Source organism: Pseudomonas guariconensis (genome assembly GCF_015680235.1).
In the GTDB taxonomy this organism is placed as follows: Bacteria; Pseudomonadota; Gammaproteobacteria; order Pseudomonadales; family Pseudomonadaceae; genus Aquipseudomonas; species Aquipseudomonas guariconensis_A.
On the sequence record NZ_JADLJL010000025.1, the window covers coordinates 13,541 to 33,980 of the forward strand.

At 64.8% G+C, this 20,440-nt stretch carries 15 protein-coding genes and 1 riboswitch; of the genes, 8 read left to right on the forward strand and 7 right to left on the reverse strand.

Annotated features, from left to right (window positions below):
• Position 1: 1 nt before the first annotated feature.
• On the forward strand, positions 2-1,237 hold the full coding sequence (locus IRZ56_RS16700) for a cation:proton antiporter (protein ID WP_196145951.1): 1,236 nt from the start codon (positions 2-4) through the stop codon (positions 1,235-1,237).
• Positions 1,238-1,353: 116 nt separating this feature from the next.
• Here IRZ56_RS16700 and IRZ56_RS16705 read toward each other — a convergent pair whose 3' ends face one another.
• Positions 1,354-1,755, reverse strand: a complete 402-nt coding sequence (locus IRZ56_RS16705; RefSeq protein WP_196145952.1) for an acyl-CoA thioesterase — start codon at positions 1,753-1,755, stop codon at positions 1,354-1,356.
• 180 nt (positions 1,756-1,935) lie between these two features.
• A riboswitch (S-adenosyl-L-homocysteine riboswitch) is annotated at positions 1,936-2,031 on the forward strand.
• 21 nt (positions 2,032-2,052) lie between these two features.
• Here IRZ56_RS16705 and ahcY point away from each other — a divergent pair.
• The 5 genes from ahcY to IRZ56_RS16730 all read left to right on the forward strand — a co-directional run bounded on the left by ahcY (position 2,053) and on the right by IRZ56_RS16730 (position 8,566).
• The gene (gene ahcY, locus IRZ56_RS16710) at positions 2,053-3,462 is read left to right on the forward strand and encodes an adenosylhomocysteinase (protein ID WP_196145953.1); all 1,410 of its coding nucleotides are present in this window, start codon (positions 2,053-2,055) and stop codon (positions 3,460-3,462) included.
• A gap of 145 nt (positions 3,463-3,607) precedes the next feature.
• Positions 3,608-4,453, forward strand: a complete 846-nt coding sequence (gene metF / locus IRZ56_RS16715) for a methylenetetrahydrofolate reductase [NAD(P)H] (RefSeq protein ID WP_196145954.1) — start codon at positions 3,608-3,610, stop codon at positions 4,451-4,453.
• Positions 4,454-4,546: 93 nt separating this feature from the next.
• Positions 4,547-5,623 carry a hypothetical protein gene (locus tag IRZ56_RS16720; protein WP_196145955.1) on the forward strand — a complete coding sequence of 359 codons (1,077 nt, stop codon included), beginning with the start codon at positions 4,547-4,549 and terminating at the stop codon, positions 5,621-5,623.
• Between the two features lie 48 nt (positions 5,624-5,671).
• Positions 5,672-6,460 (forward strand): substrate-binding periplasmic protein, encoded by a 789-nt coding sequence (locus IRZ56_RS16725; protein ID WP_196145956.1) that lies wholly within the window; start codon positions 5,672-5,674, stop codon positions 6,458-6,460.
• A gap of 219 nt (positions 6,461-6,679) precedes the next feature.
• Positions 6,680-8,566, forward strand: coding sequence for a DEAD/DEAH box helicase (locus tag IRZ56_RS16730; protein ID WP_196145957.1), 1,887 nt, complete (start codon positions 6,680-6,682; stop codon positions 8,564-8,566).
• Positions 8,567-8,697: 131 nt separating this feature from the next.
• Here the strand turns inward: IRZ56_RS16730 and IRZ56_RS16735 are convergent, their stop codons facing one another.
• From IRZ56_RS16735 to IRZ56_RS16745, 3 genes are all read right to left on the reverse strand, one after another.
• The gene (locus IRZ56_RS16735; RefSeq protein WP_196145958.1) at positions 8,698-9,276 is read right to left on the reverse strand and encodes a YceI family protein; all 579 of its coding nucleotides are present in this window, start codon (positions 9,274-9,276) and stop codon (positions 8,698-8,700) included.
• Between the two features lie 33 nt (positions 9,277-9,309).
• Positions 9,310-9,861, reverse strand: a complete 552-nt coding sequence (locus IRZ56_RS16740; RefSeq protein WP_196145959.1) for a cytochrome b — start codon at positions 9,859-9,861, stop codon at positions 9,310-9,312.
• A 272-nt stretch (positions 9,862-10,133) separates the two neighbouring features.
• Positions 10,134-11,756, reverse strand: coding sequence for a flavin monoamine oxidase family protein (locus IRZ56_RS16745; RefSeq protein ID WP_196145960.1), 1,623 nt, complete (start codon positions 11,754-11,756; stop codon positions 10,134-10,136).
• Between the two features lie 231 nt (positions 11,757-11,987).
• Here IRZ56_RS16745 and IRZ56_RS16750 point away from each other — a divergent pair, with 231 nt between their 5' ends.
• Both IRZ56_RS16750 and IRZ56_RS16755 read left to right on the forward strand, forming a co-directional pair.
• Positions 11,988-13,394, forward strand: a complete 1,407-nt coding sequence (locus IRZ56_RS16750) for an adenosylmethionine--8-amino-7-oxononanoate transaminase (protein WP_196145961.1) — start codon at positions 11,988-11,990, stop codon at positions 13,392-13,394.
• A gap of 154 nt (positions 13,395-13,548) precedes the next feature.
• Positions 13,549-14,268, forward strand: coding sequence for a 16S rRNA (uracil(1498)-N(3))-methyltransferase (locus tag IRZ56_RS16755; RefSeq protein ID WP_196145962.1), 720 nt, complete (start codon positions 13,549-13,551; stop codon positions 14,266-14,268).
• Here IRZ56_RS16755 and trhA read toward each other — a convergent pair.
• The 3 genes from trhA to IRZ56_RS16770 form a co-directional block, all read right to left on the reverse strand.
• Positions 14,265-14,882 (reverse strand): PAQR family membrane homeostasis protein TrhA, encoded by a 618-nt coding sequence (gene trhA, locus IRZ56_RS16760; protein ID WP_196145963.1) that lies wholly within the window; start codon positions 14,880-14,882, stop codon positions 14,265-14,267. The genes IRZ56_RS16755 and trhA overlap by 4 nt on opposite strands.
• A gap of 191 nt (positions 14,883-15,073) precedes the next feature.
• Positions 15,074-15,547: a chemotaxis protein CheW gene (locus IRZ56_RS16765; protein WP_196145964.1), complete on the reverse strand. Its 474-nt coding sequence runs from the start codon at positions 15,545-15,547 to the stop codon at positions 15,074-15,076.
• Positions 15,540-20,435: an Hpt domain-containing protein gene (locus IRZ56_RS16770; RefSeq protein WP_196145965.1), complete on the reverse strand. Its 4,896-nt coding sequence runs from the start codon at positions 20,433-20,435 to the stop codon at positions 15,540-15,542. Before IRZ56_RS16770 ends, IRZ56_RS16765 begins: the two co-directional genes overlap by 8 nt.
• Between the last annotated feature and the right edge of the window lie 5 nt (positions 20,436-20,440).

A 20,440-nucleotide genomic window follows, 5' to 3' on the forward strand; every position in this document is an offset into this window, starting at 1 on the left:
GATGCTTGAACTTGTTGCCGCGTTTATCTGCCTGACCACCCTCCTCACCTACGTCAACTACCGCTTCATCGGCCTGCCGCCGGCCATCGGCGTGATGGTCACCGCGCTGTTGTTCTCCTTGATATTGCAGGGTTTGAGCCTGATCGGCTTCCCTGGCCTGGAGGCTCGCGTCGAAGGCCTGATGAACCAGATCGACTTCAATGACCTGTTGATGCATTGGATGCTGTCGTTCCTGCTGTTTGCCGGCGCTCTGCACGTCAACCTCGCCGACCTGCGCAACTACCGCTGGCCGATCGGCCTGCTGGCCACCTTCGGCGTACTGATCGCCACCGTGGTGATCGGTTTCCTCGCCCATTGGGTCTTCGCCCTATTCGGCTGGGAGGTGCCGTTGATCTATTGCCTGCTGTTCGGCGCACTGATCTCGCCCACCGACCCGATTGCGGTGCTCGGCGCGCTGCGTACCGCCAACGCGTCCAAGCCGCTGAAGACCACGATCGTCGGCGAATCGCTGTTCAACGATGGCACCGCGGTGGTGGTGTTCACCGTATTGCTCGGCATCGTCCAGCTGGGGGAAGCGCCCAGCTTCGCCGACACCGCCGTGCTGTTCGCCCGCGAGGCCATCGGCGGCATCGTCTTCGGCGGCGTGATCGGCTACGCCACCTACCGCATGATCAAGAGCGTCGAGCAATATCAGGTCGAAGTGATGCTGACCCTGGCGCTGGTCATCGGCGGTTCGGCCATGTGCTATGAACTGCACGTGTCAGCGCCGATCGCGATGGTCGTGGCCGGCCTGATCATCGGCAACCTGGGGCGCAACCTGGCGATGAACGACATGACCCGCCGCTACATGGATGGTTTCTGGGAATTGATCGACGACATGCTCAACGCCCTGCTGTTTGCCCTGATCGGCCTGGAGCTGTTACTGCTGCCGTTCAACTGGCTGCACCTGGCCGCCGGCACCCTGCTGGCCGTGGCGGTGCTGCTGTCGCGGCTGCTCACCGTGGCCCCGGCCATCGTCCTGCTCCGCCGTTGGCGCAGCGTGCCCAAGGGCACCGTGCGCGTACTGACCTGGGGCGGCCTGCGCGGTGGCGTGTCGGTGGCCCTGGCGCTATCGCTGCCCAGCGGGCCTGAGCGCGACCTGCTGCTGTCGATCACCTATATCGTGGTGCTGTCGTCGATCCTGGTACAGGGCTTGAGCATCGGGCGGGTGGTGCGCAAGGTCAGTGCGCAGCCTTGAGATTCTGGGGCCGCTTTGCGGCCCTTTCGCGGCACAAGGCCGCGCCTACAGGCGAACGCTGGCTGCTGTAGGAGCGGCCTTGTGCCGCGAAAGGGCTGCAGAGCAGCCCCTGAATGTCATTCCACCGCGGTATCGGGGAACTGGTCCTGGATGTACTTGATCTCGGTCCGCCCGTGCGGGGCCGGCAGGCCGTCCTCGCCCAGGTTGACGAAGACCATCTTGTCCACTGTCAGGATGCTCTTGCGGGTGATCTTGTTGCGCACTTCGCACTTGAGGGTGATGGAGGTGCGGCCGAATTCTGTGGCGGTGATGCCCAGCTCGATGATGTCGCCCTGGCGCGACGCGCTGACGAAGTTGATCTCCGAGATGTACTTGGTCACCACGCGCTGGTTGCCCAGCTGGACGATGGCGTAGATCGCCGCCTCTTCGTCGATCCAGCGCAACAGGCTGCCGCCGAACAGCGTGCCGTTGGGGTTGAGGTCTTCGGGTTTTACCCATTTGCGGGTGTGGAAATTCATCGGGACTCCTGACCTGCTTGGCTGACGTGGGGTAATGATGGCAGAGCCTTCGGCGGTGCTCCATTGAACATCGACTATCGTCTCGATTAATCGACAGAAAACCTTGGGCGTGGCCCGGTGCCGCGGCTATAATCCCTGCCGATTCAACATGGCCGCCCGCCGCGGTGGCCATCCCGCCACCCAGCCGAGGGGCGCTGCAGCAGGTTCAACCTGTCAGGCTCGGCTGGGGCGTTGTCCGCAGCGCGGACGCTTAACGCACAACGGCGCCCATTCGCACACTACGAATGGAGGCTCTCGATGAGCGCTGTAAACACGCCTGCAGGTTTTTCCGACTTCAAGGTCGCCGACATTTCCCTGGCCGACTGGGGCCGCAAGGAAGTCATCATCGCCGAATCGGAAATGCCCGCGCTGATGGGCCTGCGCCGCAAGTACCAGGCTGCACAACCGCTCAAGGGCGCGAAGATCCTGGGCTGCATCCACATGACCATCCAGACCGCCGTGCTGATCGAGACCCTGGTCGCCCTGGGTGCCGAAGTGCGCTGGTCGTCCTGCAACATCTTCTCCACCCAGGACCAGGCTGCTGCCGCCATCGCCGCCGCCGGTATCCCAGTGTTCGCCTGGAAGGGCGAGACCGAGCAGGAGTACGAGTGGTGCATCGAGCAGACCATCCTCAAGGATGGCCAGCCATGGGACGCCAACATGGTGCTCGACGACGGCGGTGACCTGACCGAGATCCTGCACAAGAAGTACCCGGCGATGCTGGAGAAGATCCACGGCATCACCGAAGAAACCACCACCGGCGTGCACCGCCTGCTGGACATGCTGGCCAAGGGCGAGCTGAAGGTTCCGGCGATCAACGTCAACGACTCGGTCACCAAGAGCAAGAACGACAACAAATACGGCTGCCGCCACAGCCTCAACGACGCCATCAAGCGCGGCACCGACCACCTGCTGTCGGGCAAGCAGGCGCTGGTGATCGGCTACGGCGACGTGGGCAAGGGCTCGGCCCAGTCCCTGCGCCAGGAAGGCATGATCGTCAAAGTCACCGAAGTCGACCCGATCTGCGCCATGCAGGCCTGCATGGACGGCTTCGAAGTGGTCTCGCCGTTCAAGAACGGCATCAACACCGGCACCGAAGACGGCATCAACCGTGACCTGCTCGGCCGCATCGACCTGATCGTCACCACCACCGGTAATGTCAATGTCTGCGACGCCAACATGCTCAAGGCACTGAAGAAGCGCGCCGTGGTTTGCAACATCGGCCACTTCGACAACGAGATCGACACCGCCTTCATGCGCAAGAACTGGGCATGGGAAGAGGTCAAGCCGCAGGTCCACAAGATCCACCGTACCGGCGCCGGCACCTTCGACCCGCAGAACGACGACTACCTGATCCTGCTGGCCGAAGGCCGCCTGGTGAACCTGGGCAACGCCACCGGCCACCCAAGCCGCATCATGGACGGCTCGTTCGCCAACCAGGTGCTGGCGCAGATCTTCCTGTTCGAGCAGAAGTTCGCCGAACTGCCAGCCGCGCAGAAAGCCGAGCGTCTGACCGTTGAAGTGCTGCCGAAGAAACTCGACGAAGAAGTGGCCCTGGAAATGGTCCGCGGTTTCGGCGGTGTGGTCACCCAGCTGACCCCGCAGCAGGCCGAGTACATCGGCGTCACCGTCGAAGGCCCGTTCAAGCCGGACACCTACCGCTACTAAGCGGCGCGGCGAGCGTCAGGCGGCGACAACCCGCCTGGCACTCGCAGCCTGTAGATCTTGATGGATGCCCAAGCCAGGCCGGCCCCCACCGCCCTGGCTTTTACTTGCAGCTTGCGGCTTGTCGCTTGCAGCTGAGGAATAAGAGATGTCACAAGAACGCCGCTACAGTTTCGAATTCTTCCCCACCAAGACCGATGCCGGCCATGAAAAGCTGATGGCCGTGGCCCGCCAGCTGGCTGGCTACAACCCGGATTTCTTCTCCTGCACCTATGGCGCCGGCGGCTCGACCCGCGACCGCACCCTGAACACAGTGCTGCAGCTGGAAAGCGAGGTGAAGATCCCGGCCGCGCCACACCTGTCCTGCGTCGGCGACAGCAAGGACGAACTGCGCACCCTGATCAACCAGTACAAGGCCGCCGGCATCAAGCGCATTGTCGCCCTGCGTGGCGACCTGCCGTCTGGCATGGGCATGGCCTATGGCGAGCTGCGCTACGCCAGCGACCTGGTCGAGTTCATCCGCCAGGAAAGCGGTGATCACTTCCACCTTGAAGTGGCCGCCTACCCGGAAATGCACCCGCAGGCGCGCAATTTCGAAAGCGACCTGGCCAATTTCGTGCACAAGGTCAAGGCCGGTGCCGACAGCGCAATCACCCAGTACTTCTTCAACGCCGACAGCTACTTCTACTTCGTCGAGCGCGCCCGGAAGATGGGTGTGGATATCCCGGTGGTGCCCGGCATCATGCCGATCACCAACTACAGCAAGCTGGCGCGCTTCTCCGACGCCTGCGGCGCCGAGATTCCTCGCTGGATCCGCAAGCAGCTGGAAGCCTACGGCGATGACACCGCCAGCATCCAGGCCTTCGGCGAGGAAGTGATCACCCGTATGTGCGAACAACTGCTGCAAGGCGGCGCACCGGGCCTGCACTTCTATACTCTGAACCAGGCCGAGCCCAGCCTGGCGATCTGGAACAACCTCAAGCTGCCGCGCTGACACATTTCGGCAATAAGTGCTTAAGGAAGATTTAAGGCTTTGGCTTTAGGCTAAAGCCTTATTTCTTTCTGCAGCCCGATAAGTTACCGAACGATGCAGCCGCCCTCCGCTTCGAATCCCCAACTCGTCTACCTGGCATTTGGTCGCCCGACCTACCATCAGGAAGCCTGTTTCAGCATCGTCAGCGCCCTCGCACAGTTACGCAAGGCGCCTGGCCAGGCACTGGATATCCAGGTCTATACCGACGACCCCGCTCCTTACGCGGGGCTGCCCGTCACACTGCATCTGCTGGATGACGCCACCCGGGCGGCCTGGAACCAGCCCCATGGTTATCACTTTCGCAGCAAGCACGTACTGCTGCGCCAGGTGCTGCAGCAATATCCCGTGGCAGCCTTGATCGACACCGATACCTTCTTCCGCGAGTCGCCCTTGCAGCTGTTCCAGCGAATCGCCCCCGGCAGCCTACTGTGCAATGCCATCGGCGGGCGCTACGACGCCAACCGGCAATGCCAGCTGTACAGCAAACTGCAGGCCATCCTTCAGGAACGTGGCCTGGCGGATGGGCAGATGAGCCTGCTCAACTCCGGCGTCATCGGCCTGCATGCCAGCGATGCCTCGGTACTCGACCAGTCCATCGCCTTGATGGATGAGTTCCACCCCCAGGTGCCCAGCGCCTACACCCTCGAAGAGTTCTGCCTGGCCGTGGCCGCACACCGTACACTGGCTGTGGCCGCGTGCACCGATGTCATCCATCACTACTGGAGCCGCAAGGACCTGTTCCGCGCCAAGGTCCAGGCATGGCTTTGCAAGCACGGCCAAAGCCCGCTCAGCGAGGCGGCATTGGCCGATGTCGCGCTGGTCAACGATCGGCTGCCGCGCCCACCTACCTTGCACCGCCTGCGCTGCAAGGCCCTGAGCATGACGCTGCCCAGTCACCAGCGCCAGTTTGCCCGTGAACTGCTCTACGGCTGCTACCCCTATGACAACGAGTTCGACCGGGCCTGCGCGCCCGCCTGGTGGGACAAGGCGCTGGAAAACTTCCAAGGCATGCATGGCCGCAAGGACACCGAACAGCTGGGGCGGCTACTGCGCCATCCCGGTCTGCGCCTATCGCTCGGCAGCAGGCACAAGGACGTGGAAGCCCATCTGCTCCGGCCTTCGGGAACTTGACCGCAACGGCTGCTGGCATTGGTCGCGCATTGCACGTACCCTGCCGCCATGCCCAACTTCCTGCGCCTGACCTGCATCCTGCTGCTCGCCTGCCTGAGCCCGCTGGCCCAGGCAGAGCGTCTGCGCCTGGTCAGTGACGACTGGGCGCCATACATCTACTGGCACGACGGCCACCTCAAGGGCATCGACTACGAGGTCGCCAACGAAGTACTCAAGCGTCTTGGCATCGATGTCGACTGGCAACTGCTGCCCTGGAAGCGCTGCCTGGCCATGGTCGAGCAAGGCCTGGCCGATGGGGTGCTGGATATCTTCCAGCTCGATTCGCGCGAACCCTTCATGGTCTACCCGGACGAGCCTCTTTCAGAGGTGCAGTTCGTGCTGTTCCAGGCCGCCGCCCAGCACCGCGCAATAAAACGTCTGGAAGACCTCGCAGGCCTGACCGTCGGGACCTCGCCGGGCTATACATATAGCCCGGCCTTCAATACGTCGCCGCTGTTCCTGCGGGAATCGGCCCCTACACACGAGGCGAACTTCGGCAAGCTGATGCTCGGGCGCATCGATCTGCTGGTGACCGACCGCCGCGCGGGCCGCTACCTGCGCAAGCGATTGGGCCTGGAGCAGCAGGTCGAGGAACTGCCGCTGATGATCAGCCGCCATGCACAATTCCTGGGCCTTGCCCGTAAACCAGGGCGCGAGCGCCTGGCCACGGCCTTTGCCGACGAGCTGCGCCGCTTCAAGCAGGAACCGGCCTATGCGGCGATCAGCGCCCGCTATGAAAACGACCTGGGAAATATTCCTGACGCCGTTGAGCAGCACGAACGCAGCACAGCGCGCTAGCTCTGTTATACTCGGGCCTTCCCGCCCGGCTCACGCCCGGACGCTCGGCCTCGCAACAGGCATCTCGACCGTCGGCCACGCACGCCCAGTGCTCCCCCGCCGCTTCCAGGATGCGCAGTGAACGCCCAGCTGGACCGGACGCGATCGCATCCCGCCGATGCCCGTCGCGCCAGGCAGATCATCCCATCGGGCCCAGCCCCCACGAGAACAGGATTGCCCATGTCCTTTGCTTCCCTCGGTCTCTCCGAGGCTCTTGTCCGCGCTATCGAGGCAGCGGGCTATACCCAGCCCACCCCAGTGCAACAGCGGGCGATTCCCGCCGTGTTGCAAGGCCGCGACCTGATGGTCGCCGCCCAGACCGGTACTGGTAAAACCGGCGGCTTCGCCCTGCCGATCCTCGAGCGCCTGTTCCCGGGTGGCCACCCAGACAAGTCCCAGCGCCACGGCCCGCGCCAACCGCGCGTACTGGTCCTGACGCCGACTCGCGAGCTGGCCGCCCAGGTCCATGACAGCTTCAAGGTCTATGCCCGCGATCTGCACCTGGTCAGCGCCTGCATCTTCGGTGGTGTCGGCATGAACCCGCAGGTCCAGGCCATGGCCAAGGGTGTGGACGTGCTGGTGGCCTGCCCCGGTCGCTTGCTCGACCTGGCCGGCCAAGGCAGCGTGGACCTTTCCCACGTCGAGATCCTGGTCCTCGACGAAGCCGACCGTATGCTCGACATGGGCTTCATCCATGACGTCAAGAAAGTCCTTGCGCGCCTGCCGGCCAAGCGCCAGAACCTGCTGTTCTCGGCGACCTTCTCCAAGGACATCACCGACCTCGCCGACAAGCTGCTGCACAACCCCGAGCGTATCGAGGTCACGCCGCCGAACACCACGGTCGAGCGTATCGAGCAGCGCGTCTACCGCCTGCCGGCCAGCCACAAGCGTGCCTTGCTGGCGCACCTGATCACTCTGGGCGCCTGGGAACAGGTGCTGGTGTTCACCCGCACCAAGCACGGCGCCAACCGCCTGGCCGAGTACCTGGAAAAGCACGGCCTGACCGCTGCGGCAATCCACGGCAACAAGAGCCAGAACGCCCGCACCAAGGCCCTGGCCGACTTCAAGGCCAACGCCGTACGCGTGCTGGTGGCCACCGATATCGCTGCCCGCGGCTTGGATATCGACCAACTGCCCCACGTGGTCAACTTCGAGTTGCCGAACGTGGAGGAAGATTACGTCCACCGTATCGGCCGCACCGGTCGTGCCGGCCGTTCGGGCGAGGCCATTTCCATGGTCGCGCCGGATGAAGAAAAACTGCTCAAGAGCATCGAGCGGGTCACCAAGCAGAAGATCCCGGACGGCGACCTGATGGGCTTCGACCCAAGCCAGGTGGAAGCCGAGAAGCCTGAAACCCGTGAGCGTCCACAGAACAATGGCCGTGGCGGTCGCAACCAGCAGCGCGCCGAAGGCAGCAAGGACGGCAGCGGCGGTCGTAAGGACAAGGGCAAGGACAAAGGCAAGGCCAAGCAGCAGGCCGCTGAGAAACCGGCCGACAAGGAAAAGGCCGGCGACAAGGCCCAGCAGCGCAAGCCGCGCAACAAGAAGCCACGCCAGCAACAGGCCGCCCAGGGCCAGGCCGGCATCCCGCCGGTTCCAGTCGATCGTGACCCCGAAGAGTTCCTGGACGACGACATCGACAACTTCGGCAACCGTGCCGACTATGTCAGCCCGTACCAGAACGCCAAGAACCAAGGCCGCAACCGTCGCCCCGGCGGCAATGGCGGGCAAGGGCAGGGCCAAGGTCAAGGCCAGCGCAATGGTGGCGGGCAAGGCCGCAACAACGGTGGTCAACGCCAGGGGCAAGGTTCCGGCGAGAAACGTACCCGTAACAGCAACAACGGCGGTGCGCGCCGCGACAACAATGGCGGCGGCCGCGGCCGGTCTGCCGGCCGTGACGACCTGTCCCGCCAGGAACCGGCAGTGCGCAACCCGCGCGAAACCCACCAGCCGGTGATCATCCGCAAGGAGTCCAAGCTCGACCGTTACCCGACACCCGAGCAGCTGGATGACCTGCCAAGCCGCCCACGCGGCGAGCGCCCAGCGCTGTTGACTCGCAAGGGCTAAAGCAAAGGGGCCGCTATGCGGCCCTTTCGCGGCACAAGGCCGCTCCTACAGGAACCGGCGGTAAACCTGTAGGAGCGGCCTTGTGCCGCGAAAGGGCTGCACAGCAGCCCCTGCTTTATCAGACAGCCGAATTACTTCTGCTTCACACCTTCGACACTGATATCCAGGTCCAGTGTCTGGGAAGTCGGGCCTGGGCCCTTGATGCCGAAGTCGTTCAGGTTCAGCGTGGTGGTGGCGTTGAAGCCTGCACGCTCACCGCCCCATGGGTCCTTGCCTTCACCGTTGAAGGTAGCCTTGAAGGTGACCGGCTTGGTCACGCCGTGCATGGTCAGGTCGCCGGTCACGTCGGCAGTCTTGTCACCGGTCTTCTTCACGCTGGTGGAGACGAACTTGGCTTCCGGATACTTCTTCACGTCCAGGAAGTCGGCGCTGGCGATGTGCTTGTCACGCTCAGCGTGGTTCGACCACAGGCTCGCAGTCTTCAGCTCGACGTTGATCTTGCTGTCTTCCGGCTTGGCGCTGTCCCAAGTGAAGTTACCGTCGAAGTCCTTGAAGGTGCCGTGGATGAAGCTGTAGCCCAGGTGGCTGATCTTCCAGTCGACGAACGCGTGCTGGCCTTCCTTGTCGATCTTGTACTCGGCGGCCATGGCCTGGCCAACAGAGAGCAGTGCGGTACCGAGCGCCAGAGCGGCAAAAGTCTTTTTGAACATCCTTACTTCCTTCCTATGCAATTGAGTAGAGAGTCAAGCTTTGCGGCCCAGCATGCGGGACAGGGTCGCGTCACGGTCGATGAAGTGGTGTTTCAGTGCTGCCAAGGCATGCAGGACGGCGAAAATCACCAGCCCCCAGGCCAGGTAGAGGTGGATGACCCCGGCAACGTCCGCCTGGTCAGGCAGGTCGCTGACCAGCGCCGGGACCTCGAACAAACCGAATACCGGAATGCCCACACCGTCAGCTGTGGAAATCAGGTAGCCGGCGATCATCACGCCGAACAGGCCCAGGTAAAGCAGCGCATGGCCCAGCTTGGCGGCCAGGCGGGTGAATGCCCCATGGCTGGCCGGTGCCGGCGGTGGCGGGCTGACGAAGCGCCAGATCACGCGCAACAGCATCACCCCGAGCAGCACCAGGCCGATGCTTTTATGCAGGTCGGGCGCGGACTTGCGCCACGGGCTGTAGTAGTCGAGGCCGACCATCCACAAGCCCAGGCCGAACAGCCCGAAGACTGCCAAGGCCACGCCCCAGTGCATGACGATGCTGACCAGGCCATAACGAGAGGATGAATTGCGCAGTTGCATGTTGATGTGTTTCCCCGTGAAAGCTGGTGCACAGACTAACGCGTAACGTATCGAATTAAAGCGGAAAAACTTGCTGCGGATGATCGAAAAATTAGATATGTATTGTGAAACCTTCCCATTAAGGAAACATTAACGATAGTCGCTCAAGGATCGGTTGCCAGTGCGGGCCCTATCGCGGGACAAGCCCGCTCCCACAGGAGCTTATCGTTGGGAGACTGCCTGTGGGAGTGGGCTCGCCCCGCGATAGGGCCCGCACTGACAACGGGTGTGCTTCAGCCTGCCTTGACCTTGGACTCCACCGCGGCCTCAGGCTCGGCCTTGGCGCCATCCACCTTGTCGCCACCCCCGAATATCCGCGAGAAGAAGCCCGGCTTGCTTTCCTTGGCCTGTTCCTTCTTCACAGGTTCGGCCTTGGTCGACGAACCCCCGAACAGGTTGGAGAAGAACCCGCCCTTGTCCTTCGCCCCGGCAGTGCTGGTGACAGTGGCAGCCGCCGCGACCTTCGCCGGCTCGAACGACTTGCCGTCGGCCAAGTCCTGCACCTGGCTCGCTGCGCGCTGGCCACTGCGCAATGCACCTTCCAGGGTGCCTGGGTACAGTGCATCGGTGTGCTCGCCAGCGAAGGCAATGCGTTGCACGGGACGCTCCCACAGGCGCCAGTACTTGCTGATCTGGCCCGGACCATAGGCCAGGTAGGCGCCGCCGGTCCCGACATCGGTGCTGTAGCGCCGCACCTCGTAGCCGGTGAAAGCACCCCGGGCCTGCGGGTAGAAGGCATGCATGCGGATCAATACCTGGTCGACCATCTGCTTGTCACCGAAGGCCTGCAGCAGACGGGCGTTGTCGCCGGAGAGGTTGATCACCACATTGGCGCCGCCCTTGAGCGCCGGCTCGATCCACAGCATGCCCAGGCCTGCGTTGCTGAAGATTTCACCCGACATGCGCGCGCGGCTTTCCCACACCGGTTTCTTGAACTTGAGCATCAGCTGGTCGCGCCAGCCGTAGTTGGTGCCCTTGAGCGCGGCCAGGTGCTTGCTGTCCAGGCCAGGGGTCATCTGGATCTTCGCCAACGCTCGCAGCGGCACGGCCATGACCAGGTAATCGGCCTGGTAGCCGACGCTGCCGACCTTGACCGTCACGCCGGTCTTGTCCTGGATGATCGCGGTCACCGGCGAACGGGTCTTGATGGTCTTGAGCTGCTTGACAAAGGCCTGTGCCAGCACCGGGCTGCCCCCTGGCAGACGCGCAGCACGCAGGTCGCGGTCGCTGACGCCACGGTAGACACGGGTCTGTTGGGCGAAATAGAGCAAAGACAGGCGCGACGGCTCGTCGTAACGGGTCCGGATCTGCTGGTTGACCAGTTGCCGAGCGGTGGCCGGCAGCTGCAGCTTGTCGAGCCAGGTGGAGACATTCATCTGGTCGAGGGCGAACAGGGTGCTGGTGGCCGCCGGGTTCAACGGATCGTCGATCGAGCGGGCCAGGTCGTCGAGGGTCTTCTCGTAGCGCTTGAGCGCGTCGGCGGTGGCCGGTTGCTTGGAGGTCAGGTCGCTGGCGCTGTAGTACTCGCCGTCGATCAGGTAGCCAGGGGTGCGCACGAATTCCGGGGCAGGCAGCGTTTCAAGCTTGAAGCGGTCCAGGTAGTGGTTGAGCACCGGCTGGCTCTTGCCATTGCCGATCCATTCGCTGGTGGCCAGGCCCGAGCGCCCACCCATGCCTGTCTTGGCCTCCAGCACGGTGACCTGCCAGCCCTTGTTCTGCAGCTCATAGGCCGCGGTCAGCCCCGCCAGCCCGCCGCCCACGACGATCGCCGTGGGGCTTTTGTCCTTGGCCAACGCGCCGGCGCTGGACACACCAATCAATACCAACGCACACAGGCGCACCCAAGCAGCAGCCATTTTGGCGAACTCCGGAAATAGAGGTGACAAAAAGAGGGGGAAGAACGCCCCAGGAGGTGATGCGTTAAGAATACGTCAGGTATCCAGACCCTGCCAGCGTAGTGACATCAAGTGCCTGCCAGCACAGGAAATTTAATTTTCGACGCAGCCGCACGCTGCGCGTCGGTTGTCCTGCGCGGCCCCATTGCTTAGGCTTGTCGGCCAAAGCACGCCCCGCCAGGAGATCTGCCCATGGGCCTCAACCAACAGTGGATGCAACGCGACCTGAAAGTCCTGTGGCACCCCTGCACCCAGATGAAAGACCACGAGCAACTGCCGCTGATTCCGATCCGCCGTGGTGAAGGCGTGTGGCTGGAAGACTTCGAAGGCAAGCGTTACCTGGATGCCGTCAGTTCCTGGTGGGTCAATGTGTTCGGCCACGCCAACCCGCGCATCAACCAGCGCATCAAGGACCAGGTCGACCAGCTCGAGCACGTGATCCTGGCGGGCTTCAGCCACCAGCCGGTCATCGAGCTGTCCGAGCGCCTTGTCGCCATGACGCCGGCTGGCCTGGACCGGGTGTTCTACGCCGACAACGGCTCGTCCTGCATCGAAGTGGCGCTGAAGATGAGCTACCACTATTGGCAGAACAAGGGCCAGGTGGACAAGAAGCGCTTCGTCACCCTGACCAACAGCTACCATGGCGAGACCATCGCCGCCATGTCGGTGGGCGACGTGCCGCTGTTCACCGAAACCTACAAGGCGCTGCTGCTCGACACCATCAAAGTGCCAAGCCCGGACTGCTACCTGCGCCCGGATGGTATGAGCTGGGAAGCGCATTCGCGCAACATGTTCGCGCTGATGGAACAGACCCTGGCCGAGCACCACGCCAGCATCGCTGCGGTGATCGTCGAGCCGCTGATCCAGGGTGCCGGCGGCATGCGCATGTACCACCCGGTATACCTCAAGCTGCTGCGCGAGGCCTGTGACCGCTATGGCGTGCACCTGATCCACGACGAGATCGCGGTGGGCTTCGGCCGTACCGGCACGATGTTCGCCTGCGAACAGGCCGGTATCCGCCCGGACTTCCTGTGCCTGTCCAAGGCCCTGACCGGCGGCTACCTCCCGCTGGCCGCCTGCCTGACCACCGACGATGTGTACCAGGCCTTCTACGACGACTACCCGACCCTGCGCGCCTTCCTCCATTCGCACAGCTATACCGGCAACCCGCTGGCCTGTGCCGCGGCGCTGGCGACCCTGGACATCTTCGAGCAGGACAACGTGATCGAGGCCAACAAGGCGCTGTCGGCGCGCATGGCCAGCGCCACCGCGCACCTGGCCGAACATGCCCATGTCGCCGAGATCCGCCAGACCGGCATGGCCCTGGCCATCGAAATGGTCCAGGACAAGGCCGGCAAGGTCGCCTACCCCTGGCAGGAGCGCCGCGGCCTGAAGGTCTTCGAGCATGCGCTGACCCGCGGCGCGCTGCTTCGCCCGCTGGGCAGCGTGGTGTATTTCCTGCCGCCGTACGTGATCACTCCGGAACAGATCGACTTCCTGGCCGAAGTGGCCAGCGAGGGCATCGACATCGCCACCCGCGACAGCATCAGCGTGGCGGTGCCGGCGAACTTCCACCCCGACTTCCGCGATCCAGGCTAACCTGCGAACCGATCCCTGTAGGAGCGGCCTTGTGCCGCGAAAGGGCCGCCAAGCGGCCCCGGCAATCGATGCCGCGAAGGGCCGCTACGCGCCCCTTTCGCGGCACAAGGCCGCTCCTACACAGTATGCGCAGCCCCTTTTTGACGAGCACCCCATGAGACTGTCCCGCTTCTTCATCGACGCCCCCCTGAGCCTCGGCGAGCACGAGCTGCCCGAAGCCCAGGCCCACTACATCGGCCGCGTGCTGCGCATGGCCCCCGGCGACGCCGTGCAATTGTTCGACGGCAGCGGCCAGGAATTTCGCGGCCAATTGCTGGAGGTCGGCAAGAAAACCGTGCGCGTGGCGCTCGACGAGGCCCTGCCCGGCCAGGCCGAATCGCCGTTGCAGGTGCACCTTGGCCAGGGCCTCTCCCGAGGCGAGCGGATGGACTGGGCGATTCAGAAGGCCACCGAGCTGGGCGTCAGCGCCATCACGCCGATCGTCAGCGAGCGCTGCGAGGTGCGCCTGAAGGACGAACGCGCCGACAAGCGCCTGGCCCATTGGCGCCAGGTGGCGATCAGCGCCTGCGAGCAATGCGGCCGCTCGACCGTGCCGGTGATCCACCCGCCGCTGACGCTTGCCGACTGGCTCAAGGAAACCGATGCCGACCTCAAGCTGGTGCTGCTCCCGATTGCAGAGCCACTGACCCGCCACGAACGCCCGGCGCGCCTGGCGTTCCTGATCGGCCCCGAGGGCGGGCTGAGCGACGCCGAAGTGGACCAGGCCAAGGCTGCCGGCTTCCACGCAGCACGCCTCGGCCCGCGCGTGCTGCGCACCGAGACCGCGCCAGTGGTCGCGCTGTCGGTCGCCCAGCAGCTGTGGGGCGATTTCTAGCGTACGTAGAAGAACACCGCGACGAAGTGCATCAGGCTGCCGGCGATGACGAACAGGTGCCAGATGCCATGCCAATGGCGGAAGCGGCTGTCGAAGGCGAAGAACAGGATGCCGATGGTGTAGAACGCCCCGCCCGCCGCCAGCCAGGCGAACCCGGCACCGCCGAGGCTGTGCAGCAGGGGCTTGACCGCCACCAGGACGATCCAGCCCATCACCGCATAGATGATGATCGACAGGATCCGCGCTTCCGAGCGCGGCTTGATCTCCTGCAACATGCCGATCACCGCCAGCCCCCAGACCACGCCGAACAGGCTCCAGCCCCAAGGGCCACGCAGGCTGACCAGGCAGAACGGGGTATAGCTGCCGGCGATCAGCAGGTAGATCGACAAGTGATCGAGCTTGCGCATGATCACCTTCGCCCGGCCGCGGGTGCTGTGGTAGAGGGTGGAGATGCTGTAGAGCAGCAGCAGCGTGCTGCCGTAGATGGAGAAGCTGACGATCTTCCAGGGGTCGCCCTGCAACCCGGCCACGACGATCAGCCAGATGGCGCCAATACAGGCCAGCACGGCACCGACCAGGTGCGTCCAGGCATTGAAACGTTCACCGTAATACATGCAGACACAGACCTCCTCGAACGCGCCAGGTTCCGGATCACCGTGCCCCTCATCGCGGGACAAGCCCACTCCCACAGATCCATCACATCACCCTACCCCAGGCCCGCGCTGTCGCGCACAGAACAAGCGGCCAGTGCTGATCCTCTGTGGGAGCGGGCTTGTCCCGCGATTGGGCCCGCAAGACCGACATCCTACCCGACCACAGGTTGCAGATCGGCGTCACGCACCATGCGCTCCAACGCGGCCAGGTCGGGCACCCGGGCCACCTGCTCGCCTACCTGCACTGCCGCCAGTTCCAGATTGGCCAGCGGCACATCCACATAATTGAGCTGGCTATCGAGCTTGCACGAGCGGGGAATGTCCTGCAGCAGCAGCGCCAGGTAGCGCAGGCCGGTATCGCCCAAGGCGTTGAGCACCACGACACGGGCCCGCTCGCCGCAGACGGTTTCGCTACCACAGGCCGCCTCGAAGCCGATCAGCGGCAGCCGCTGCTGGCGCCAGTCGATCCAGCCCAGATGCCAGGCCGGGTCGTGGGGCTGGCAAGCGAACGCACGCTGGCCGATCAGCTCGGCCACGGCGACATTGGGCAGCACCAGGGTCCGGTCGCTCATGGGCAGCAGCAGGCCGGTCAGGCTGCTGCGCTGGCCGGCGATATGTTCAAGCATGGGTCTGGCTCCAGTGGGCGATGCTCGCGAGCAATACCGACTCCTGGTACGGCTTGCCCAGGTAGTCGTTGACGCCGATGGCCATCGCCCGGTCGCGGTGCTTCTGGCCTGTGCGCGAGGTGATCATGATGATCGGCAGGTCCTTGAGCCGGGCGTCGCGCCGGATACGGGTGGCCACTTCGAAGCCATCCATGCGCGGCATCTCGATATCCAGCAACAGCACGTCGGGGCGGTGCTCCTCGAGCAGGGTCATGGCATCCACCCCGTCCTTGGCCGTGAGCACGCTCATGCCGTGGCGCTCCAGCAGACGGCTGGTGACCTTGCGCACGGTCACCGAGTCGTCCACCACCATCACCAGCAGGCGCCGACGCGGCGCCGGCCCGAGCAACGGATGCTGGCCGCCATAGCCGCCCGGCAAGCGCGCCAGGCGTCGTTGCTGGCCACGCAACTGGCCGAGCAGGTCGAGAATCAGCACGACCCGGCCATCGCCCAACAAGGTCGCGCCGGACAACCCCGGCACCGCCGCGAACTGCGGCCCCAGGCTCTTGACCACGATCTCCCGGCTGGGCGACAGGCTGTCCACCTGAATGGCGAAGGATTGCTCCTGGGAATGCACCAGCAATACCGGCAGCGGCACGCTCTGGCCCAGCAGGCTGGGGCGTGGCCCGCCACCTTGCAGCACCTCGCCCAGATAGCGCAGGTGGTATTCGTGCCCGGCGTAGACGTAGCGCGGCGCGCTCAACTGGTAGCAGGCCTCGAGCTCCGCGGGCGGCACACGGACGATCCCTTCGATGGTATTGAGCGGGATCGCATATTGCTCGTCGTCCAGGTGCACCATCAGCGCCCGGTTCATGGACACGGTGAACGGCAGGCGAATCAGGAAGCGCGCACCCTTGCCCGGGCTCGACTCGATGCTCATGGAGCCGCCCAGTTGCTTGACCTCTTCATGGACCACGTCCATGCCAAGGCCACGGCCAGAAATCTGGGTGATTTTCTGCGCGGTGGAAAAACCGGGGCGCAGGATGAACTGCAGGATCTCGTGGTCGCTCAGATAAGCCTGCGGGTCCAACAGGCCACGCTTGATCGCCTTGGCGCGCACGGCCTGCAAAGGCACGCCGGCACCGTCGTCGCTCATCTCGATGACGATGTCAGCCCCCTCATGGAGCAGGTTCAGGTGGATGGTGCCCTGCTCCGGCTTGCCGGCCGCAAGCCGCGCCTCTCGGGTTTCCAGGCCATGATCGACCGCGTTGCGCAGCATGTGCTCGAGCGGCGCCACCATGCGTTCGAGCACGCTGCGGTCCAGCTCGCCCTCGGCATTGCCGACCACCAACTCCACTTGCTTGCCCAGCTCGCTGGCCACCTGCCGCACCACCCGTTGCAGGCGTGGTACCAGACGCTCGAAAGGCACCATCAAGGTGGCCGTCAGGCCTTCCTGCAACTGGCTGTTCACCCGTGCCTGCTGTTGCAGCAGGCTGTAGGCTTCCTGGGCACGCTGGGCCAGGGTTTCCTTGAGATCGAGCAGGTCGGAGGCCGACTCGAACAGCGCCCGCGACAACTGCTGCAACTGGGAATGGCGGTCCATCTCCAGCGGGTCGAAGTCGTCATAGGCGTCGCCTTCGGCCTGGTAGCGGCTGGACATTCGCCCCTGGGTCTCGATATCCAGACGCAGCAGCTGATCGCGCATGCGCTCCAGGGTGGTTTCCATTTCGTTGAGGGCGAACTGGGCATCGTTGACCTGCTGCTCGATGCGCCCGCGGATGATCGAATGCTCGCTGGCCAAGTTGCCCAGATCGTCGAGCAGCTCGGCATCCACCTTGACCATGTCGCCTGCGGCCCGCTCCGGCGTGGCTGCGGGCACTTCGGCGGCCGGCACCTCGACCTGCGCCTGGCCGGCGGCGCTGTCGGTCAGCGCGGCACTGCTGAAGTTGCGGATATAATCGATCAGCGCCGTGGCCGCGTGCAGCGGTTGGCCAAGGCGCACCGCATCGAGCATGTGGGCGAGGCGGTCATGGCAGTTCTGCAGCAGGGCGAACAGCGCCGGGCTCGGCGGTAGGCGCCCGGCGGCGAGCAGTTCGTAGAGGAATTCCAGCTCGTGGGCCAGGTCGCCGATCGCCGCGACTTCGACCATCCGCGCCCCACCCTTGAGGGTATGCAGGTCGCGCAGCAGGTTCTCGACTTCGACGCTGTTGCGTGGGTCGGCCTGCCAGCGGGCCAAGGCGGCGGCGGCGCTTTCGACGATATCCGAACTCTCTTCCAGGAAGACTTCGCGCAATTCGCTGTCGCCCGGGTGCTGGGCTTCGCCCACCCCAGCCTCGGCAACTGGCGCGGTCGGGAGGGACAAAGGCGTCACCGTGTCGAGGCCGACCTTGCCCGTCGCATCTGGCGCCAGTGCATCGTCCAACAGGCCGCGCAGAGCCGCCACGCACTCCAAGCGTGCCTCGACCTGCTGCCCGGCGGCGATTTCATCGAACATGTCGAGCAAAGCCTCGTGGGCTTGCTGGGCCAGGCCGAAGAAACGCCCGTTGGCGGCCAGGCTGCCCTCCTCCACGGCGCCATACAGGTCCAGCAGCGCCTCACAGACTTCATCCACCTGCCACAGCTCGGCCAGGTGAGCCGCCTGCCCGAGCGCCGTCAGTTCATCGAGCAGGGCCTCCAGTTCCTGGCGCTCGCGCGGGTGTTCCTGCCAGCGCGACAACAGCGACTCGGCATCGAGCAGGATGTCCATGCCCTGCGTCAGGAAGGCGGCGATACGCTGCGGGTCGCGGCCGGATCGCTGGGCCGGGTGCGGGTTCTGTTCAAGGAATGCCAGGCGCGCATCCACGGCTTGGCCGACCTGCTCGATCAACGCCGCGGCGTCCGGGATGGGTGCCAGGGGCGTGCTGTCGAGCTGGGCGAGGCCCAGGTGGAACAAGGCCCGAGCGGCCTCCAGCCATTCCAGCTCGACGACCTGCAACGTCAGCCCGTGCCCCTTGTATTCCCGGACCAGGCGGTCGAAGGCCGTGGCCAGTTCGGCGATCGGCATCACGCCCGCCATGGCGGCGCTGCCCTTGAGGGTATGCAGGGCACGCTGCAGGCTGTCGCTGACGGCCGTGCCCTCGCCATCAGCGCCGCGCAGGAAGGCTTCCAGGTGGCCCAGGTGGCCCTGGGCCTCGTTGCGAAAGATCTCCAGCAACTGCGGGTCCAGCCCGTGACCCGCCGGCACCGGTACATCGTGGATGGCCAACTGGTGCAGATGGCTGGACAAGGCTTCGGCCTCGGCCAGCGGCGTCGGGTGGCCCACCGCGAAATCGGCGAGCAGGTCCGGCAACCGTACCAATACCTGCTGCAAGGCCACCACGCCTTCGGCGGCAAGGGTGATACGCCCCTCCAATACCCGGTTGAGCAGGTGCTCGGCGCTCCAAGCCAGTTCCGCCAGGGCTTCGGCATGCACCATTCGCCCGCTGCCCTTGAGGGTGTGCAGCGCCCGGCGCACCTCCACCAGCGCATCGCGCAAGGTGTTGTCGGCGCGCCAGCGCAACCAGTGGCGTTCGATCTCCGGCAGCAGTTCGCCAGCTTCCTCGAGGAAAACATCGCGCAGCTCGTCATCGACTGCCTCGGGCTCGGAACTGGCCTGGGGCTGCTGGCAGACCACGCCGATGGCACTCAGGCTGGCACGGGCCATGTCGATGAATGGCTGGGCGTCGGCCAAGGGGTCGGCCGCGCGCCATTGCAGATACATTTCGCCGGCGCTCAGGGCTTCGGCCAGGTACGCGAGCTCTTCGGCAGGCGGTTCCTGATCCAGGTGCGCGAGCCAGCCCTGCACGTAACCGGCGCAGCCGCCGAATACACCGGCCACCTCCGGCAGCATGAGCATCGACAAGGCACCGCGCACCTGATGCAGCAGGCCAGGCAGCGGTTGCAGGCGCTCGCGTGGCCAGCCGGACTCCAGGCAATCGCCGATCAGGTCTTTGGCCTGCTGCAACACCGCCAACGACTCGTTCAGCACCAGCTGACGGATCTCGATCACGTCGGCGCCCGGCAGGCTGCCCTGGCCGCTCTCATCCAATGGCCCGACCATGCCGTTGAGGGTGGCCTCCACGTACAGCAAAGCGCCGGCGATGTCCATCAGCACCGCGTCGTCCACGGCTCGCTCGCCCAGGACCAGGGCCTGCAAGGCCAGCACCTGATCGATGATCACCCGGCGCGGTTGCTGGAAGGCCAGTACTGCCAAGGTATCGGCGACCTGGCGCAGCGGCGCCAGCAAGGCCTCCAGCTGCTCACGCTGCTGGCGGTCGCCCCGCACGAACAGGTCCAGTCGCTCTTTGATCCGCACCAGGTCGTCGCACAGCGCCATCACCACCGAGCGCAAGGCGTCGCGGCCTTGCCCGGCCTGCAACTGTTCGCGCCAATTGCCCAGCGACAGGTCCAGGTCAGCCAGGTCGGCGGCACCCGCCAGGCGCTGCGCAGCCCCCCCGACCAGGCTGCTCTGGGGCAACGGCTCGACGCCCCGGCAGCCGCGCAACTGGTTCAGCAGCGGCACCACCACCAACGGCAAGTCATGACGTGCCCCACGTAGGCGTTCCAGATACGGTGGCAATTGCTCGAGCCCCCGGAACAGCGCACCGAGGCAATCGCCTCGGGGGCTGACCTGGCCATCGGCCATGGCCCGGCCAAGCAGTTCCAGCTCCTCGGCCAGATGCGTCGCCCCGCGCAGCTCGAGCATGCGCAGGCAACCGTGCACCTGGTGCAAGTTGTCGATGAAGAAAGCCAGCATCGCTGGGTCTTCCGGCTCACTGGCGAACCGCTCCAGGGCCTGGCGGGCCTGGCCCAGGCAGTCGAGAATGGGCGCCTTGGCCCAAGCCAAGGCGACGGTATCGTGGCGCTCGGGGCTTAGGGTCGTGGACACCATGGTTC

Bases quoted from the DNA above. Each gene is read 5' to 3' on its own strand.
- IRZ56_RS16700 (WP_196145951.1), top strand. From the start codon at position 2: ATGCTTGAACTTGTTGCCGCGTTTATCTGCCTGACCACCCTCCTCACC.
- IRZ56_RS16705 (WP_196145952.1), bottom strand. From the start codon at position 1,755: ATGAATTTCCACACCCGCAAATGGGTAAAACCCGAAGACCTCAACCCC.
- ahcY (WP_196145953.1), top strand. From the start codon at position 2,053: ATGAGCGCTGTAAACACGCCTGCAGGTTTTTCCGACTTCAAGGTCGCC.
- metF (WP_196145954.1), top strand. From the start codon at position 3,608: ATGTCACAAGAACGCCGCTACAGTTTCGAATTCTTCCCCACCAAGACC.
- IRZ56_RS16720 (WP_196145955.1), top strand. From the start codon at position 4,547: ATGCAGCCGCCCTCCGCTTCGAATCCCCAACTCGTCTACCTGGCATTT.
- IRZ56_RS16725 (WP_196145956.1), top strand. From the start codon at position 5,672: ATGCCCAACTTCCTGCGCCTGACCTGCATCCTGCTGCTCGCCTGCCTG.
- IRZ56_RS16730 (WP_196145957.1), top strand. From the start codon at position 6,680: ATGTCCTTTGCTTCCCTCGGTCTCTCCGAGGCTCTTGTCCGCGCTATC.
- IRZ56_RS16735 (WP_196145958.1), bottom strand. From the start codon at position 9,276: ATGTTCAAAAAGACTTTTGCCGCTCTGGCGCTCGGTACCGCACTGCTC.
- IRZ56_RS16740 (WP_196145959.1), bottom strand. From the start codon at position 9,861: ATGCAACTGCGCAATTCATCCTCTCGTTATGGCCTGGTCAGCATCGTC.
- IRZ56_RS16745 (WP_196145960.1), bottom strand. From the start codon at position 11,756: ATGGCTGCTGCTTGGGTGCGCCTGTGTGCGTTGGTATTGATTGGTGTG.
- IRZ56_RS16750 (WP_196145961.1), top strand. From the start codon at position 11,988: ATGGGCCTCAACCAACAGTGGATGCAACGCGACCTGAAAGTCCTGTGG.
- IRZ56_RS16755 (WP_196145962.1), top strand. From the start codon at position 13,549: ATGAGACTGTCCCGCTTCTTCATCGACGCCCCCCTGAGCCTCGGCGAG.
- trhA (WP_196145963.1), bottom strand. From the start codon at position 14,882: ATGTATTACGGTGAACGTTTCAATGCCTGGACGCACCTGGTCGGTGCC.
- IRZ56_RS16765 (WP_196145964.1), bottom strand. From the start codon at position 15,547: ATGCTTGAACATATCGCCGGCCAGCGCAGCAGCCTGACCGGCCTGCTG.
- IRZ56_RS16770 (WP_196145965.1), bottom strand. From the start codon at position 20,435: ATGGTGTCCACGACCCTAAGCCCCGAGCGCCACGATACCGTCGCCTTG.